This is a genomic window from Acinetobacter nosocomialis NIPH 2119, assembly GCF_000368085.1.
GTDB lineage: Bacteria > Pseudomonadota > Gammaproteobacteria > Pseudomonadales > Moraxellaceae > Acinetobacter > Acinetobacter nosocomialis.
The window spans coordinates 3,411,415-3,428,417 of the sequence record NZ_KB849239.1; the positions used below are offsets into that span (position 1 = coordinate 3,411,415).

Here is a 17,003-nt window from a genome sequence, read left to right on the forward strand (position 1 = left end):
CTTTTTTATTTTTACTCAATTTGGTTAATCAAGTTTTCTAACTCATCTTTGTCACGCTTCGGCGCTGTTCCTTGTGAAGGCTTCATTGCTGGAGGTGCTGCCTTAGATGGAATTACAATTTCCTCACCAGGTAGGTCATCAAAGTCATTATTGGTGTTAGCTTTCGGTTGCGGTGGTGCAGGACGATAAAGTGGACGTGCTAATGGTGGTGCAGCACGATATGTTTTCTTATCGCCTATTTCTGTAACGACAGCTTGTTTGTCACGAGAAATAGGTGCTTGAGCATCTTTTTCTAAACGAACCCAAGAAGCTGGAGTACCTTTTAGAGATTGATCCATAAAGTTAATCCAGATTGGTAATGCGGCAATACCACCATACTCACGACGGCCAAGTGTTGTTGGTTGGTCAAAGCCGACCCATGTAATTGCGACTAACTTGCCATTGAAACCTGCAAACCATGCATCTTTTGCGTCGTTCGTTGTACCCGTTTTACCACCCAAGTCACTACGGCCAATTTTAAGTGCGGCACGACCTGTACCATGCTCAATTACGTCACGTAAGATATTTGCCATATCATAAGCAGAGCTTGATTTTAAAATACGCTGAGCTTGACGATATTGACTATTATTTTTATCAGTTTGTTTTAGGTTGAGCTGTTTGGTCGCCTTTTCTTTCTGTTCCAACTCTTTATTGGTCACTTCAACAACTTGATCATCTGGTGTAGTTGCCTGTGCATCTTCAGTTGTTTCAGGTGAATTAATACATGGAATACATGCATATTCTGGCTTAGCTTCGTAAATCACTTTACCGTATGCATCTTCAATACGTTGAATGAAATGTGGTTGGACACGGTAGCCACCGTTTGCAAATGTTGCATAACCTGTTGCCATCTGAATTGGCAATACTTGAGGTGTACCTAAAGCAATGGTGTAGTTACGTGGAATCTGATCTTCTTGTAAACCAAAATCCATGAATAACTGACGAGTACGTTCAATCCCTACAGTTTGTAAAAGTCTTACAGAGACGGTATTACGAGACAAATACAAAGCACGGCGTAATGGGATCATACCTAGGTAACGACCATCAGAGTTCTTTGGTGTCCACTTACCAATGGTAATCGGGCTATCGTTGACCATGCTATAAGGTGTCATACCACGTTCTAATGCTAAAGCATAAAGGAATGGTTTGATGGTCGAACCCGGCTGACGCCAGCCTTGTAAAGCACGGTTAAATTTCGATTGATAGAAATTATAACCACCAACAATTGCTTCAATGGAGCCATCATTTGGATTAATTGCAATAAGCTGGCCTTGAACTTTAGGTACTTGAACTAACGACCATGCAGTTTTAGCTTCATTTGGACGTAAACGAACAATATCCTTAACCTTAACAATCTGAGATGCACGTGAAGGTGCTCCACCTACGCTATTTGCATTGCGATAGGGGCGGGCCCAAGACATGCCAGACCATTGCACAGTGACTGTTGAACCATCTTGCATTAACGCTTCAAAAGAGTTGTTATTTACTTTAGTCACTTCTGCAGGGTAGGTATTGGCATAAGCTCTAAATTGGCTTAATGGTTTGTCATGTGCTTCTGCTCCACGCCAGCCATGACGACGGTCATAAGCCTCTAAACCATCTTGTACAGATTTTTCTGCAATAGCCTGACGTTGGGCGTTAATGGTCGTGTAAACCTTATAGCCTGAGTCAATTGCTTGTTCACCAAAGTGTTTTACAAGCTCTGAGCGGACCATTTCACCTGCATATGGGTGAATATTATTTAGGTCGCGGTTGGGCATATTCAAGTTGATCGGCTCTGCAACTGCCTTTTGATACTCTGCTTGAGAAATATAACCGAGCTGCAACATACGGCCTAAAATCCAGTTGCGGCGTTCAAGTGCCCGTTCTGGGTTAACCACTGGGTTGTATTTAGACGGTGCTTTCGGTAAGCCAGAAATCATAGCCATTTGAGCAATGCTGAGCTCATTAATACTCTTGTTATAGTAAATTTTTGCAGCAGCTGCGATACCGTAAGCATTTTTACCCAAGAAAATCTTATTCACATAAAGACTTAATATGTCTTCTTTAGATAAGTTTTGTTCAATTTTTCGGGCCAAAAAGATTTCAGTTAGTTTGCGTTTTAAAGTTCTTTCTGGGCTTAAATAATAGTTTTTTGCAACCTGCATTGTGATGGTAGAACCACCTGTTTGCACATCAGACCCAGTCACACTTTCACTTAAAGCACGGCCTAAACCTTTAAAGCTAATGCCGCTGTGTTCGAAGAAAGAAGAATCTTCTGCTGCTAGGAATGCATGAATAAACGTAGGAGGAATTTGTTTGTATTCAACAGGAATAGAAAGTTTACCACCGTACTCAGCAATAAGTTGATTGTCGGCTGTATAGACTTGCAAGGGCTTTAAAAGCGGTGCTTTTTTTAGTGAACTCATTTCCGGGAGGGTTGGGGCAATATAGAGATACATGCCATAAAATCCCATCGGAAGTGAGACTAAGATAATAATAATGATCAAAAAAATTGGACGCACGAAGCCCAAACTGGATAGCTTTTTCATGATAAGTAAGCTTTAATAAGATCGAATACAAACTAATTGTGGTCAGTATAGCCTTTAGACATGCGGATTGTTAGATGAGATATTGTATCCGTGTAAAAATAAAGACCGAGATTATTGGTTTGTAATTTTTTTTGGGGATAAAAAAATAATAGGACAATAGTGTGCTCAGGTTATATCGTAAACCTAATAAGGGGTTAATGGGCGTCGATATTAGTTCGACTTCTGTTAAGTTGTTAGAGCTCTCTGTCAAGAACGGTAAATATTGGGTAGAAAGCTATGCTTTGATGCCTTTACCTGAAAACAGTGTAGTTGAAAAAAATATCTTAAATCCAGAAGCGGTAGCAGAAGCTTTGGAACGGGCGATGAATTTAGCAAATCCCCAAACCACTAATGCTGCAATTGCTGTTCCAACATCGACGGTTATTCATAAAACTATCGAAATGGATGCAGATATGAGCGATGACGAACGTGAAGTTCAGATTCGTGTAGATGCGGAGCAGTACATACCGTTCCCGCTGGATGAGGTGAGCCTTGATTTTGAGGTTTTGCCTGATCGCTTGCTGAATCCAAATCGAGTAAATGTTCTTTTGGTCGCAACAAGAACGGAAAACGTTGAAACACGTGTTGAAGTTCTTGAATTGGCAGATTTGAATCCTAAACTGGCAGATGTCGAGAGTTATGCAGTCGAACGTGCTTTTAGTGTGTTTGCTGATAGCTTGCCGATGGGCGCAAATACGATAGGAATTTTAGATATCGGCCATACCATGACAACACTATCGGTCATGCAAAATGGCAAGATTATTTATACTCGTGAGCAGGTTTTTGGCGGTAAGCAACTTACGCTTGAAATTCAAAGTCGTTATGGCCTCTCTCTAGAAGAAGCAAGCCGAGCTAAAAAAGACCGTACTTTGCCAGACGATTATGAAATTGAGGTACTAGATCCATTTCTAGATGCTGTGGTTCAGCAGGCGGCCCGCTCATTACAATTCTTCTTTTCTTCATCTCAGTTTAACGAAATAGACCATATTTTGCTTGCAGGTGGCAATGCGAATATTCCAGGTCTTGCCAAGCTTTTGCAGCAAAAATTAGGCTACCGTGTCACTATTGCCAACCCATTTTTACAAATGGGTTTTTCTCCTCAAGTCGACGTTCAAAAAATTGAAAATGATGCTTCATCTTTAATGGTGGCATGCGGCTTGGCTTTAAGGAGTTTTGATTAATGGCAACAATTAACTTACTACCTTGGCGTGAAGAGCTGAGGGAACAACGAAAAAAACAATTTATAACTTTATGCTTTGGGGTGGTTGTTTTGGGGATTACAACCGTATTTGGTGGATGGTTCTATTTTGATCATAAATTAGATGATCAAGAACAAGCAAACCAACTTATTAAAAGTACAAATCAAAACCTTGATCAGCAATTAAAAGCATTAAACGGTTTACAAGAGCAGCGTGATGCCATTATTGAGCGTATGAAGTTGATTCAAAATTTGCAGAGTCAACGGCCAGTAGTGGTGCGATTAGTTGATGAGCTCGTTCGAGTCACGCCACCAGCAATGTATCTAACCAAATTCAGTCGAGTGGGGGATAAATTTACGATCGAGGGTAAAGCTGAGAGTCCAAATACGGTAGCTGAATTGCTTCGTAACCTTGAATCGTCTCCTTGGTATCGTAATGCTTTTATGAATTCTTTCTTGGCTAATGAAGATAAAAAAGATAAGACTGCGAGTTCTCTTCTTCCTAGGGTGGAAGATAACTATGGCAGTTTTGTTGTGACTGTCGATTTGGGGGAAATGGGCGTGACCACAACGAATAACGATGCTGTTAAGCCAGCCGTAGCGAAAGACACGGGGGCAGCCAAATGAGTCAAGATGAACTGCAAGAATTATCATTAGAGCAATCAGCTTCAAAGAAAAAGAAATTTAATCTCGATAAATTCCTTCAGCAATTTAATACGCTTGATATGAACAACTATGGTAGTTGGCCAATATCTGTAAAAATTACTTGCTGGATTTTTATTTTCTTTGCTGTATTAGCTTTGGGTTATTTTGTTGCTATTCAGCCAAAGCTACAAGCAATTGATAATGCCCAAGCTCAGGAAGGTAATTTATTAAATGAATTTCGAGAAAAAGACTCGAAATTACGTAATCTTCAGCAGTATCAAGTACAGCTTCAAGAGATGCAGGCAAATTTCAACCAGCAATTAGAACAATTGCCGAAAGAAACAGAGATTCCAAGTTTAGTTGAGGATATTAACTTAACTGGTGTGAACTCTGGATTGAAATTTAAAAATATCCGTTTAGAGGATGAAGTAAAGCAGGAAATTTTTATTGAACAACCAATTGCCATCGAAGCAACAGGCGACTATCACGCTTTCGGTGCTTTCGTAAGTAGTATCTCTGCTTTGCCACGTATTGTGACGATGCATGACTTTGTTGTAGAGGCTGCTCCAGCTAAAGATAGTAAGTCAGATATTCCTGTGCTTAATTATTCTATTAAAGCCAAAACCTATCGATATATAGGAGCACCAGAGCCATCGGCACAACCAGCTAAGGCTGCAGCGGCGAATGCACCAACTAGCCCTAATGCTCAGCCGAAATAGGAGAGTTATGATGAAAATTAAGCAAATTACTCTTTATATTTTGGCCTGTGCCGCTCTTGTGGGATGTGATTCAAGAATTGACGCAGTCAATCAGCAAATGGCAAGTATTCGCAATCAGCCACCGCTCCCTATTGAACCAGCGCCGATTTTTACCCCTGTACCACAATTTAATTATGCTGCTCATCAATTAAAAAGCCCGTTTATGCCAAGCTCACTGGCAGCTGAGCTTAAAATTATGGCCGGGAAGCGAGTGTATCCAAATTTCTCACGTGCACCGCAACCATTAGAAAACTATGCACTTGAAGCCTTAAATATGAAAGGAAGCATGCGTAATAATCGTGGTCAAATATTGGCTTTGATTCAGACACCGGATCATCAAATTGAACGGGTACAAGTGGGTAATTATATGGGCATGAATCAGGGCCGTATTACTCATATTAGTCCAACCCAGATTGATCTGGTCGAGATTGTGCCAGATGGTCGAGAAGGCTATGTCGAGAGACCGAGAACTTTGGTCTTGATTGGGCCTGCACCCTAAAACTTAGGGAATAAAAACGAAAAAGTATTTTTAAAGATTATTTAATTGGGGATGGTCAGACAATGAATCAGGTATTCCGTCAGTTTTCTATGGGGGCTGTAGCTGTTGCAATTATGCAGGCTGCATCTGCACAGGTCAGCATGACCAATATAGTACCAACGCAAGTTGCAGGTCAGGGCACAGAAATTAGAGTTATGTTTAATGGATTGCCACCACAGCCACAGGCTTACCAACTTGAAAATCCGTCACGTTTAATATTAGATTTTGATAAAGCTCAACAAAGTTTAAAACAGTCTAAAATTGCTGTTGCGACCAATGAAGCAAGCTCTGTAGATGTAACTTCAGATGATCAACGTTCACGTTTGACTGTAAATTTAAAAGATGCTGGAGCGTTTACAACACGTGTGGAAGGTAATACTTTCATTTTAAAAATTAATTCGGTCCAACCGAATAATAAACCTGTACCAGTAGTTACTGCACAACCACAAGGTATTTCAAACATTGGATTTCAGCGTGGTAGTCAGGGAGAAGGTTTAGTTGTTGTGGATCTTTTGGGAAGTAATACACCTGTAGATGTTCAACAACAAGGCAGTAAAGTTGTTATAAGAACTTTAGGTACAAAAATTCCGGCACATTTGGCGCGTCGTCTAAATGTAAATGATTTTGCAACACCAGTCTCAAGTATTGATGCTTATAATGATAAAGGTGCTGGTGTAATTACTATTCAGTCATCTGGTAGCTACGAATACATGGCATATCAGGCTGAAAATAAGCTCACAATCAGTTTGAAACGACCACAAGATAAAAATGTAACTTCTCTATATAAAACGCCAAATTATTCTGGAAATAAGCTTTCGCTAGATTTTCAAGACATCGAAGTGCGCCGTGTTTTACAGCTCCTTGCTGATTTTACGGGAATCAATATGGTGGCTGCTGATAGTGTGCAAGGTAATATCACGCTACGTTTAAAAGATGTACCTTGGGATCAGGCTCTGGATATTATTTTAAAAACTAAAAATCTTGATAAACGTCGTAATGGGAATGTGATTTGGATTGCTCCTGTTGCAGAGTTGATTAAAGCGGAAGAGGAAGAAGCGAAAGCTGTAGCGCAAAGTGTAAAACTTGCTCCGTTACAGACAGAGTATATTCAACTTAAATACGCTAAAGCTGGCGATATTATGGGTTTAATTACTCAAGGCTCAAATAATAGTAATGGCTTACAACATACTTCTGGTGGAGGAACTTCAACTTCAACCAATTTAAATACTGGCGTTGATAGTCTTGGGAATAATGTGGGTAGTTTACTTAGCCCTCGCGGTACCATTACTCAAGATGACCGAACTAATACTCTTATTATTAATGATACTGCTCAGTCGATTGATCAAATTCGAAAAATGATTGACTTGCTTGATGTGCAAGTTAAACAGGTTATGGTTGAAGCACGTATTGTGAGAGCGTCTACGTCGTTTACCAAAGAACTTGGTGTGAAGTGGGGCATTCTTTCGCAAGGTATTACCAATAATAAAAATTTGTTGGTTGGTGGTAGTGAAACAACTTTATGGAATCTGCGCGAACCTAAAAAAGATGAAACTACAGGTGGGTATAAATATACGATTGAGCGCCCAGATAATTTAAACGTTGATTTGGGGGTTTCTAATCCTGCCGGCAGTATTGCCTTTGGTCTTATTAGTATGTCGGACTTCATGTTGGATCTTGAGCTCTCAGCTTTACAAGCCGATGGTTATGGTGAAGTAATTTCAACGCCTAAAGTGATGACCGCCGATAAGCAAACTGCGAAAGTAGCAACAGGTCAACAAGTTCCATATCAAACTACAACAAATTCTGCTGCAGGCTCAACAGCCACAACATCATTTAAAGATGCATTACTAAGCCTAAATGTAACTCCAAGTATTACGCCTGACGGTAAGATTCAAATGAAATTGGATATTTCTAAGGACTCTGTAGCAGGTGCGGCCCCAAATGGTGAATTAATTCTGAATAAGAATAATATTAATACCAATGTGCTGGTTGATAATGGAGAGACCGTTATTTTAGGTGGTGTATTCGAGCAAACAACGACGAATTCTCAAACCAAAGTTCCATTTTTTGGTGATATTCCTGTTGTAGGGCATTTATTTAGAAAAGATGTAAAATCTGATGATAAGCAAGAATTATTGATTTTCGTAACACCACGAATTGTTAATGACACTTTAGCGAGAAATCATTAATATATTTTTTAATGAAAGCAATTGAAATAGGTGGCGCCTTGCCAAGCAAAGCGTTTGAAACCCTGCCAAATATTTATTTGGTAGGGCCCATGGGGGCAGGAAAAACAACCGTTGGACGTCATTTAGCAGAACTATTAGGGCGTGAATTCTTAGATAGTGATCATGAAATTGAGCGCAAGACAGGGGCGACTATTCCCTGGATTTTTGAAAAAGAAGGAGAAGTTGGATTTCGTACCCGTGAAACTGTGGTCTTAAATGAGCTCACTTCACGTAAAGCATTAGTGCTTGCTACGGGTGGTGGGGCGATTACTCAAGCACCTAACCGAGAATTTTTAAAGCAACGTGGAATCGTTATTTATTTATATACTCCTGTTGAATTACAACTACAAAGAACTTATCGGGATAAAAACAGACCCTTATTACAAGTTGAAAATCCTGAACAAAAATTGCGGGATTTATTAAAGATTAGAGACCCCCTGTATAGAGAAGTTGCACATTATACGATTGAAACAAATCAAGGTGCTGCACGTGATCTCGCACAAAAGATTTTGCAACTTATTCTAGCGAACAAGTTAAAATAGACGAACTGACTAGTGGTTTTATAAATTCATGCAAACTTTACATGTTGAATTAGGCGAACGCCGTTATCCTATTTTTATTGGTAGTCAACTTGACCCGAAACAGTTACTCGAGCCATATATACATGGTCAACAGGTCATGATTGTAAGCAATGTTACGGTTGCACCATTATATTTAAGCCACTATCAAGAAGCATTAAAAAGTCTGGGTAAAACGGTTGCGACTTGTATTTTACCTGACGGCGAAAAATATAAAGATATTCAATATTTAAATTTAATTTTTGATGCATTGCTTGAAGCTGGCTTTAATCGCGATTGTACAGTTTTAGCTTTAGGTGGTGGCGTGATTGGGGATATGGCGGGTTTTGCTTCTGCTTGTTTCCAACGTGGCGTTTATTTTGTACAGGTTCCTACGACATTGCTTTCACAAGTCGATTCGAGTGTTGGCGGAAAAACAGGAATCAATCATCCGCTTGGCAAGAATATGTTAGGTGCTTTTCAGCAACCACAAGTCGTTTTAGCTGATATGGCACAATTGAATACATTGCCAGAACGTGAGCTTTCGGCCGGTTTAGCTGAAGTGATCAAATATGCACTTTTAGGTGATGCTGATTTCTTGGTTTGGCTTGAAGAAAATATGGATGGCCTTGTTGCTAGAGATGCTGATTTACTTGCAGAAGCTGTCTATCGTTCATGTGCTCATAAAGCGCGTATTGTTGCGAATGATGAGAAAGAACAAGGTGAACGCGCTTTACTTAATTTAGGCCATACTTTCGGCCATGCGATTGAGTCGTATCTAGGTTATGGTACTTGGTTGCATGGTGAGGCTGTTGCAACTGGTATGGTGATGGCAGCAGATTTATCACAGCGTTTGGGCTGGATCTCAAATGAAGATGTAGCTCGTACAAAAAAAATCATTCAACGTGCGAATTTGCCGATATCATGTCCACAAATTCCATTGGATGATTTCCTTGGATATATGGCTCATGACAAAAAAGTTCTTAATGGACAATTACGTTTGGTGTTGTTAAAGCAACTTGGACAAGCAGTAATTACCAAGGACTTTGATGTCGAATTGATGAAACAGGCTATTTTGGCGAATCAACACGGATAACAAATAAGGTAAAGCATGACTGTATCACGTACACTTTGGCAGAATGTTCAACAATATATCTGGTTGGTTGGTGGTATTGCCTGCTTATTGCTTGCTTTTATTTTTTGGGTAATTACAGATAGCAAAAAACTGGTTGAAGTTGAAAAGTCCGCTGACTCTGAGGCGCCTGTACAAATTCAACCAGAGAAAGTTGCTACAACACCTAACCTAGGTGCTTTGGCTGATGAGGTTCGTCCACTCGATTTAACTACACGTACTGTGGCTTCGGGTGAGCATGAACCTGAGTTTCGCGGTACAAAGTTTATTAATGAAAATAAAAAACAATGGACGCTTGAGTTATTTCGTGCCTCTGATGAAGATATTATTAAAAACTTTTTAAAAAATCGTACCGACCGTAATAAATTTATTTATTTCCGTTTAAGTGGGGAACAACAAGCAGAGCAGTATGTGTTGGTTTATGGCACGTTTAAACGCTCAGAAGATGCAATTCAGCAATTAACACAAATTAACCTGCAATTACCTGAGTCAGTTAAACCTCAGCCACAACAGTTCTCAAGTTATGCCTCACTGGTAAATGACTTAGGGGCAGATGAGATGAAAGGTGGCAATAATCAGCTTTATGAAGTACGTCTGCGTCCGGCTGCTTTACCAACAATTGATGAGTCATTATTGATGTCAGGAGTAGCTACGGGAACTGCCAATGCTCAGCCTAAAGCTCCTGCAACTAATTCAGCTACAAAAACTACGATTATTCGTCGTGATGCAGAAGGAAATGTGGTTGATGTACAGCAATCAAATTCTAATATTGATCAGCCTAATAGAACACCTCAAACACGAATTAATGAGGGACAACAGAAAAATGCCACAAATGAGGGCACAAAAGGGAATTAATTTATCTAATAATATGCGCAAAAATGGTGCAAACTAATTATATGATAATATTTTTTGATCAGATGTGGTGCATATTTAGACATTTTTTAACATGATAATGCGAATAAAATAACTATATTTATAATAAATATAAGGATTTAGTCTCATTTTTTCAATATGGCACACTTTTTGCTTTATTGTTGTGCTTATTAATGTGCTGCAAACTATTTTTGCCCTCTAAGAAGTGAATTCTATGCAGAGGCGTGGGGTCCAACTGCTTTAAAAGAGTGCGAAATAAGTCAAAACATTTTTCTAGCAAAAACCAGTGTACGTAAAAATGGAACAGCGTATATTGGCTTATCAGCCCAAAATTTTTTGTTTGCGAAACATTGAGCTAACTGTCATCCGTAGGCACTATCGCAAAAAGAAGTTGTTTGTTTGACGCTCGAAAGAGCCTTATTGAAAGAAGGGTACGCTATGCACATGCCATCGCCTAATACTGTAGCTCCCGCTCAAGGTTTATATCAGCCTGATGAGTTTAAGGATAACTGTGGTTTTGGACTGATTGCCCATATGAAGGGTGAATCAAGTCATCATCTAGTAGAAACCGCGATTCACAGTTTAAGTTGCATGACGCACCGTGGTGGTATTGCCGCAGATGGCAAGACGGGAGATGGTTGCGGCTTATTATTGGCGATGCCAAAGCAATTTTTCCGTGATGAAGCAAAAAAACTAAGTGATATTACACTAAGTGAAATTTTTGCTGTGGGTACGGTATTTTTAAATATTGATCCTGCATTAGCACAGCACTCTAAAAATATTTTAACAAAAGAAATTGAGTCAGAAGGTTTACGTGTACTTGCTTGGCGTATTGTCCCTACAAATAACGATGCATTAGGTGAAATTGCGCTTCAATCTTTACCGGCTTTTGAACAAGTCATTGTGAACTGTCCAATGGGTGTAACTGAGGTTGAATTTAACCGTAAGTTATTCTTGGCGCGTCGCCGTGCGGAACAACAACTTCAAAAAGATCCGTCATTTTACGTGACTACGCTTTGCTCGACAGTTATTAGCTATAAAGGCTTGATGATGCCTGCTGCAATTGCTGAGTTCTATACAGATTTGGCAGATGAGCGCTTAAAATCGCATATCGTGGTATTCCACCAACGTTTCTCTACAAATACATTACCGCGTTGGCCTTTGGCTCAGCCATTCCGTTACCTTGCACATAATGGTGAAATCAACACGATTACAGCAAACCGTAACTGGGCGTTAGCGCGTACTCCTAAATTTGAAAACCCATTATTGCCAGGCCTTACTGAGCTTAACCCGATTGTAAACCGTACAGGTTCGGATTCTTCAAGCTTGGATAATATGCTTGAGATCTTGGTGGGTGGTGGTATGGATTTATTCCGTGCTTTACGTATGCTCGTACCGCCAGCTTGGCAAAACGTTGAAACTCTAGATGCAGACTTGCGTGCATTCTATGAATTCAACTCAAAACATATGGAAGCTTGGGATGGTCCTGCTGGTCTTGTTATTCAAGATGGCCGCCATGCGATTTGTATGCTTGACCGTAATGGCCTGCGCCCTGCACGTTGGGTAATTACCAAAAATGATTATATTACCTTAGCATCTGAAATTGGTGTTTGGGGCTATGAACCTGAAGACGTAGTTTCCAAGGGTCGTGTAGGTCCTGGTCAAATCTTGGTAGTCGATACTTTAACAGGTAAAGTACTTGATACTAAAGATGTTAGTACTCATTTGAAAAACATGCGCCCGTACCGTGAGTGGTTACGTGATCACGCGATTCGCTTAAATGCAAACCCAGAACTTGAAGAGCAACTTGTTGATAAAGGTTTAACTGGTGAAGCATTAAAAGCAGCTCAAAAAATGTTTATGGTGACATTTGAAGAGCGCGACCAGTTGTTACGTCCAATCGCTGAGAGCGGTCAGGAAGCTGTTGGTTCTATGGGTGACGATACGCCAATGGCTGTATTGTCTCGTCAAGTACGTCATGTGACCGACTACTTCCGTCAACAGTTTGCACAGGTGACAAACCCACCAATTGACCCACTGCGTGAATCAATTGTTATGTCACTTGAAACCTGTTTGGGTCGTGAGCAGAACGTATTCGAACAAGGTCCTGAGCATGCTGATCGTATCATCATCTCTAGCCCTGTATTGTCAAATTCAAAAATGCAGCAAATTCGTACAATTGAGCGTGCGGGTTATGAGGCAGTTGATATTGATTTGAACTATGCTGAAACAGAAGGTTTACAAGCGGCAATTACGCGTATTTGTGAAGAATCTGCACAAGCTGTTCGTGATGGTAAAACCCTAATTGTTTTAACTGATAAAAACATTCGTGAGGGTTACTTACCTGCAAACGCTGCTCTTGCAACGGGTGCGGTACACCATTACCTCATTAAAACTGGTTTGCGTACTGATGCAAACATTATGGTTGAAACTGGTTTTGCACGTGATCCACACCAATTTGCGGTATTACTTGGTTTTGGTGCGACTGCTGTTTACCCATACCTTGCATATGACGTAATCAATGACTTGATTGCGAAAGGTGAGCTTTTAGGTGATCCGATTCATGCACAAGCAAACTTCCGTAAAGGTATTGAGAAAGGCTTGTTAAAAGTTCTTTCAAAAATGGGTATCTCGACAGTAGCTTCTTACCGTGGTGGTCAGTTATTTGAAGCAGTAGGTTTATCTTCTGAAGTTGTAGATCAGTGTTTCTTAGGCGTTCCAAGTCGTATCCAAGGTGCAACATTTGTTGATCTTGAAAATGACCAGAAAAAATTAGCGGCGACAGCTTGGTCTAGTCGTAAGCCAATTGATCAGGGTGGTTTGCTTAAATTCGTATTTGGTAAAGAGTACCATGCGTTTAACCCAGATGTGATTAACTCACTACATAAAGCGGTTCGCTCTGGTAAATACGAAGACTTTAAAGAATATGCTGAATTGGTAAATAACCGTCCAGTAGCGACTATTCGTGACCTATTTAAGTTAAAAACAACTAATCCGATCCCAGTTGAACAAGTTGAATCGGTTGAAGATATTTTGCCTCGTTTCGACTCGGCAGGGATGTCTTTAGGTGCGCTTTCTCCAGAAGCGCATGAAGCCATTGCAATTGCGATGAACACCATTGGTGGTCGTTCAAACTCTGGTGAGGGTGGTGAAGACCCTGCACGTTACGGCACAATTCGTAACTCGAAAATTAAGCAAATTGCATCTGGTCGTTTCGGTGTAACACCTGCTTACTTAACTTCTGCTGAAGTTTTGCAAATTAAAGTTGCTCAAGGTGCAAAACCAGGTGAAGGTGGTCAGTTACCAGGTGGTAAAGTGAATGGCTTGATTGCGCGTTTACGTTACTCAGTACCGGGTGTGACACTTATTTCACCTCCGCCACACCACGACATTTACTCAATTGAAGATTTGTCGCAACTGATTTTTGACTTGAAACAAGTTAACCCGAAAGCGATGGTATCTGTGAAGTTGGTATCTGAACCGGGTGTAGGTACGATTGCTGCTGGTGTTGCTAAAGCATATGCAGACTTTATTACCATTTCTGGTTATGACGGTGGTACTGCTGCATCTCCGCTTTCTTCAATTCACCACGCAGGTTCTCCATGGGAGCTTGGTTTGAGTGAAGCGCATCAGGCACTTCGTGTAAATGACTTGCGTGGCAAAGTACGTGTACAAACTGACGGCGGTTTAAAGACTGGTCTTGATGTTATTAAGGCAGCAATTTTAGGTGCTGAGAGTTTCGGTTTTGGTTCAACACCAATGATTGCATTAGGTTGTAAATATCTACGTATTTGCCACTTAAACAACTGTGCAACAGGTGTTGCAACTCAACAAGACCATTTACGTCAAGAGCACTATATTGGCGAACCACAAATGCTCATTAACTTCTTCCACTTTATTGCAGAAGAAACACGTGAATGGTTAGCGGCTCTTGGTGTAGCTTCACTTAAAGACTTAATTGGTCGTGTGGACTTACTTGAAGTATTACCGGGTGAAACTGAAAAACATGCTCACCTTGATTTAAGTGCATTGTTAACTTCTCATCCTGCTGCTGAAGGTAAAGCGCAGTACTGTGAAGTACAAGGTAATGCACCATTTGATAAAGGTGTATTGGCTGAGAAAATGGTTGCAGAAATGCTTCCTGCAATTGAGTCAAGTGCAGGCGGTCAGTTCAACTTTAATGTCGTGAACTGTGACCGTTCAATTGGTGCACGTGTATCGGGTGAGATTGCTCGTCGCTATGGCAACTTGGGTATGGAAGCACATCCGGTTGTAATGAACCTAACAGGTACTGCTGGTCAGTCACTTGGTGTTTGGAATGCTGGTGGTTTGCATATCCGTCTTGAAGGTGATGCAAACGACTATGTAGGTAAAGGCATGGCGGGTGGTCGTATCTCGATCTTCCCACCAAAAGGTTCGCCTTTCCAAACACAAAATACAGCAATTATTGGTAATACTTGTTTATATGGCGCAACTGGCGGTAAGTTATTTGCAGCTGGTACGGCAGGTGAGCGTTTCGCCGTTCGTAACTCTGGTGCGTTTGCTGTTATTGAAGGTGCAGGTGACCACTGCTGTGAATATATGACTGGTGGTGTTGTGACTGTGCTTGGAAAAGTGGGTCATAACTTCGGTGCAGGTATGACAGGCGGTTTTGCTTATGTGCTTGACCTCGATAATGATTTTGTAGATTACTACAACCACGAGTTAATTGACTTAACCCGTATTTCAACAGAATCTATGGAAGATCATAAAGAGTTCTTGTTGCGTATTATTGACGAGCATATTAAAGAAACTGGTAGTGCTTGGGCTTATAAAATTCGCAATGAGTTCGATTTCTACAGCCGTAAATTCTGGCTTGTAAAACCAAAAGCTGCTAACTTGCAATCGCTTTTGAAAACTACACAAGCTGATCCACAATAATTCCACGACTGCAAAGACATAGGCAGGTGCGGGCAACAGGGAAATCCGCGCCTACCCACGGAGAGAGACATGGCAGAACGCCTAAATAATGACTTTCAATTTCTGGATGTACCACGTCAAGATCCAGAGAAAAAAGATATTACTGTCCGCAAAGCAGAATTTGTGGAAATTTATAAACCTTTTACTTCGGAAACTGTCACTAATCAGACACACCGTTGTTTAGGTTGTGGTAACCCATATTGCGAATGGAAATGTCCTGTACATAACTACATTCCAAACTGGTTAAAACTCATTGCTGAAGGACAAATTTTCCAGGCTGCTGAGCTTTGCCATCAAACGAACACTTTACCTGAGGTATGTGGTCGTGTGTGTCCGCAGGACCGTTTGTGTGAAGGTGCTTGTACCTTAAATGATGGTTTTGGTGCAGTAACTATTGGGAATGCTGAAAAATATATTAATGACACCGCTTTTGCTTTGGGTTGGCGCCCAGACATGTCCCATGTAAAGTGGACAGGTAAAAAAGTTGCGATCATTGGTGCAGGTCCAGCAGGGCTAGGTTGTGCCGACATTTTAGCCCGCGGTGGTGTTAAGCCAGTTGTATTCGATAAGCGTCCTGAAATTGGTGGCTTACTGACATTTGGTATTCCAGAATTCAAAATGGAAAAGGATGTGATGAAGCGCCGCCGTGAAATTTTCACTGGCATGGGTATTGAATTCCGCTTAAATACTGAAATTGGTAAAGATGTCACGATTGATGAATTACTTGCTGAATATGATGCAGTATTCATGGGAATGGGAACTTATACCTACATGAAAGGTGGTTTCCCGGGTGAAGATCTTGATGGTGTTTATGATGCGCTAGATTTCTTGATCTCTAACGTGAACCGTTGCCAAGGTTGGGAAAAAGATCCAAGTGAATACATTAGCTTAGACGGTAAAAAAGTTATTGTTCTTGGTGGTGGTGATACCGCAATGGACTGTAACCGTACTTCATTGCGTCAAGGTGCTCATGATGTAACTTGTGCATATCGTCGTGATGAAAGCAATATGCCAGGTTCTGCACGTGAAGTAAAAAATGCGTATGAAGAAGGCGTAAAGTTCTTGTTTAACCGCCAACCAATCGAAATTGTTGGTGAGAATGGCAAAGTGACAGGCGTAAAAGTGGTAACGACGCAGATGGGTGAACCAGATAGTCGTGGCCGCCGTAGCCCTGAGCCAATTCCAGGTTCGGAAGAAATTTTACCGGCAGATGCAGTTTTACTCGCGTTTGGTTTCCGTCCAAGTCCAGCAGACTGGTTTGGTAATGTGAATATTAATCTTGATGGTTCAGGTCGTGTAGTTGCACCAGAGCATCAAGAATTTAAATTCCAGACATCAAACCCGAAAATCTTTGCTGGTGGTGATATGGTGCGTGGTTCAGATCTTGTAGTTACAGCTATTTGGGAAGGTCGCCAAGCTGCTGAAGGTATTTTAGATTATCTTGGTGTTTAATCTAAAAAATCATTACTAAAGTTTTTGATAAAGCCTGCTATATGCAGGCTTTAT

General features: G+C 40.8%; 11 protein-coding genes. 10 read left to right on the forward strand and 1 reads right to left on the reverse strand.

Annotated elements, in window-relative coordinates:
• Positions 1-11 precede the first annotated feature (11 nt).
• Positions 12-2,570 carry a penicillin-binding protein PBP1a gene (ponA, locus tag F984_RS19780; RefSeq protein ID WP_004711652.1) on the reverse strand — a complete coding sequence of 853 codons (2,559 nt, stop codon included), beginning with the start codon at positions 2,568-2,570 and terminating at the stop codon, positions 12-14.
• Positions 2,571-2,731: 161 nt separating this feature from the next.
• Here ponA and F984_RS19785 point away from each other — a divergent pair, with 161 nt between their 5' ends.
• The 10 genes from F984_RS19785 to F984_RS19830 all read left to right on the forward strand — a co-directional run bounded on the left by F984_RS19785 (position 2,732) and on the right by F984_RS19830 (position 16,949).
• Complete coding sequence (locus tag F984_RS19785; RefSeq protein WP_004711654.1) at positions 2,732-3,790, forward strand: pilus assembly protein PilM; 1,059 nt, start codon at positions 2,732-2,734, stop codon at positions 3,788-3,790.
• Entirely contained in the window at positions 3,790-4,434 is a 645-nt protein-coding gene (locus F984_RS19790) for a PilN domain-containing protein (RefSeq protein WP_004711656.1), read from the forward strand. Before F984_RS19785 ends, F984_RS19790 begins: the two co-directional genes overlap by 1 nt.
• Positions 4,431-5,171 carry a type IV pilus inner membrane component PilO gene (locus F984_RS19795; protein ID WP_004711658.1) on the forward strand — a complete coding sequence of 247 codons (741 nt, stop codon included), beginning with the start codon at positions 4,431-4,433 and terminating at the stop codon, positions 5,169-5,171. Before F984_RS19790 ends, F984_RS19795 begins: the two co-directional genes overlap by 4 nt.
• A gap of 10 nt (positions 5,172-5,181) precedes the next feature.
• A complete protein-coding gene (locus tag F984_RS19800; RefSeq protein WP_004711660.1) occupies positions 5,182-5,709 on the forward strand; it encodes a pilus assembly protein PilP in 528 nt (175 codons plus the stop codon).
• Between the two features lie 62 nt (positions 5,710-5,771).
• Complete coding sequence (pilQ, locus tag F984_RS19805; RefSeq protein ID WP_004711661.1) at positions 5,772-7,937, forward strand: type IV pilus secretin PilQ; 2,166 nt, start codon at positions 5,772-5,774, stop codon at positions 7,935-7,937.
• A gap of 11 nt (positions 7,938-7,948) precedes the next feature.
• On the forward strand, positions 7,949-8,518 hold the full coding sequence (gene aroK, locus F984_RS19810) for a shikimate kinase AroK (protein WP_002051689.1): 570 nt from the start codon (positions 7,949-7,951) through the stop codon (positions 8,516-8,518).
• A 28-nt stretch (positions 8,519-8,546) separates the two neighbouring features.
• Positions 8,547-9,629 carry a 3-dehydroquinate synthase gene (gene aroB, locus F984_RS19815; protein ID WP_004711664.1) on the forward strand — a complete coding sequence of 361 codons (1,083 nt, stop codon included), beginning with the start codon at positions 8,547-8,549 and terminating at the stop codon, positions 9,627-9,629.
• Between the two features lie 15 nt (positions 9,630-9,644).
• Entirely contained in the window at positions 9,645-10,520 is an 876-nt protein-coding gene (locus F984_RS19820; RefSeq protein ID WP_004711666.1) for a hypothetical protein, read from the forward strand.
• 462 nt (positions 10,521-10,982) lie between these two features.
• Positions 10,983-15,458, forward strand: a complete 4,476-nt coding sequence (gene gltB / locus F984_RS19825) for a glutamate synthase large subunit (RefSeq protein WP_171057467.1) — start codon at positions 10,983-10,985, stop codon at positions 15,456-15,458.
• 69 nt (positions 15,459-15,527) lie between these two features.
• Entirely contained in the window at positions 15,528-16,949 is a 1,422-nt protein-coding gene (locus F984_RS19830; protein ID WP_002051782.1) for a glutamate synthase subunit beta, read from the forward strand.
• Positions 16,950-17,003 lie beyond the last annotated feature (54 nt).